Source organism: Stenotrophomonas sp. AGC87, assembly GCF_057333975.1.
Genome location: NZ_JBHFHW010000042.1, coordinates 23,431 through 25,334 on the forward strand (window position 1 = coordinate 23,431; position 1,904 = coordinate 25,334).

The 1,904-nt window shown below is 69.3% G+C and carries 2 protein-coding genes; both read right to left on the reverse strand.

Going from position 1 to position 1,904, the window contains the following annotated elements; genetic code table 11:
• Window positions 1-78: 78 nt before the first annotated feature.
• Window positions 79-1,461 carry an ATP-dependent RNA helicase DbpA gene (dbpA, locus tag ACE026_RS17310; RefSeq protein WP_486040038.1) on the reverse strand — a complete coding sequence of 461 codons (1,383 nt, stop codon included), beginning with the start codon at window positions 1,459-1,461 and terminating at the stop codon, window positions 79-81.
• 33 nt (window positions 1,462-1,494) lie between these two features.
• Window positions 1,495-1,904, reverse strand: a 410-nt coding sequence (locus ACE026_RS17315; protein ID WP_486040039.1) for a putative sulfate exporter family transporter, incomplete at its 5' end; no start/stop codon positions are given.

The window sequence follows — 1,904 nt, forward strand, 5'->3', positions numbered from 1 at the left end:
CACCGGTAGTGCCGGCCGCTGGCCGGCACCTCAAACGCCGCGACGAAAGCGCAGCCGACCAACGGTCGGCTCTACCGCTCAGACATCCATCTTGCGGACGCGGAACCGGCGGCCCTTGATCTTGCCCGCTTCCAGCTGGGCGATCGCCCGGCCGGCATGTTCGCGCGCGATGGCCACATACGAACGCGTGGCGTAGATGTCGATCTTGCCGATGTACTTGGCTGCCAGCCCGGCATCGCCGGTCAGTGCGCCGAGGATGTCGCCCGGGCGCAGCTTGTCGGTCTTGCCGCCATCGATGCGCAGGGTGGTCATCGCGGCCTGCGGCAGCACCGGCGGGCGTGCGGTGGCCAGCGGCGTCTTCTGCCAGTCCAGCGGCTTGCCCTGTGCCATTTCCAGCGCATCGGCGCGGCTGCGCTCGCGGTGCGTCACCAGGCTGATCGCCAGGCCCGTGGCACCGGCACGGCCGGTACGGCCCACGCGATGCTCATAGGTTTCAATATCGGTCGGCAGTTCGTAATTGATCACCGCAGCCAGATCCTGCACATCCAGGCCACGCGCGGCCACGTCGCTGGCGACCAGCACGTTGCAGCTGCGGTTGGCGAAGCGCACCAGCACTTCGTCGCGGTCGCGCTGTTCCATCTCGCCGTGCAGCGGCAGCGCGGAGAACCCGAACTGCTGCAGCGACATGGCGACATCGTCGACATCGCGGCGGGTGTTGCAGAACACGACGGCCGATTCCGGCGTGTACTTGAGCAGCAGGCCGGCCAGCGCCTTCTGCTTCAGTGCCAGCTCGGTCTCGCAGAACAGGTGGCGGATCGCCGGCGCATGATCGGCGCCTTCCACGGTCACTTCCACCGGATCGCGCAGCAGCACGCGGGCGATCTCGCGGATCTCATCCGGGAAGGTCGCCGAGAACAGCAGCGTCTGGCGGTCCTTGCTGGTGCGCCCGGCGATCTCACGGATCGGCTCTTCAAAGCCCATGTCGAGCATGCGGTCGGCTTCGTCCAGCACCAGCGTGGTCACGCCGCCCAGGTGCAGCACGCGCTTGCGGCCCAGTTCCTGGATGCGCCCGGGCGTACCGACCACGACCTGCGGGTCGTGCGCTTCCAACGAGGCCAGCTGCGGGCCCAGCGGCATGCCGCCGGTCAGCACCAGCAGCTTCAGGTTCGGAATGCCGGTGGCCAGCTTGCGGATCTGCTTGCCGACCTGGTCGGCCAGCTCGCGGGTCGGGCACAGCACCAGCGCCTGGGCACGGGTCACCGATGGGTCCAGCGCCTGCAGCAGGCCCAGGCCGAAGGCCGCGGTCTTGCCGCTGCCGGTCGGGGCCTGTGCGATGACATCGCGGCGCTCAAGGATGGCCGGCAGGCTCTGGGCCTGCACGGGGGTGAGCGAGGTATAGCCCATGGCATCGATGCCGGGCAGCAGCGCTGGTTTCAGCGGCAGGGAGGAGAATTCAGACATGCGGTAGTGTCGCAGAAGTCCGCCCGGCGTGCCTCAGCCGAGCAGCGCGTGCACGCCCAGGTTGATCCCCAGCCCGCCCGCCAGCAGCCAGCCGAACAGCAGCAGCGCCAGCAGCAGCGGCTTCATCCCGGCCTTGCGCAGCGCCGAGGCATGCGTGGTCAGACCGAGCGCGGCCATCGCCATCGCCAGCAGCACGGTGTCCAGATCGATCGCCGCACTGACGACCGCCGCCGGCAACACCTGCAGCGAGTTGAGCCCGGCCACTGCCACGAAGCCGAACGCGAACCAGGGCACCACGATCTTCGCGCGTTGGCCGGACGCGGCCGTCGCGCCGCCGCGTGCCAGCAGCATCGACAGCCCGATCAGGAACGGCGCCAGCATCATCACCCGCACCATCTTGGCGATCACGGCCGTGTCGGCGGCCGGCTCGCTCACGGCGCGGC

Coding starts and splice junctions, on each gene's coding strand:
- dbpA (WP_486040038.1), bottom strand. CDS start 1,461: ATGTCTGAATTCTCCTCCCTGCCGCTGAAACCAGCGCTGCTGCCCGGC.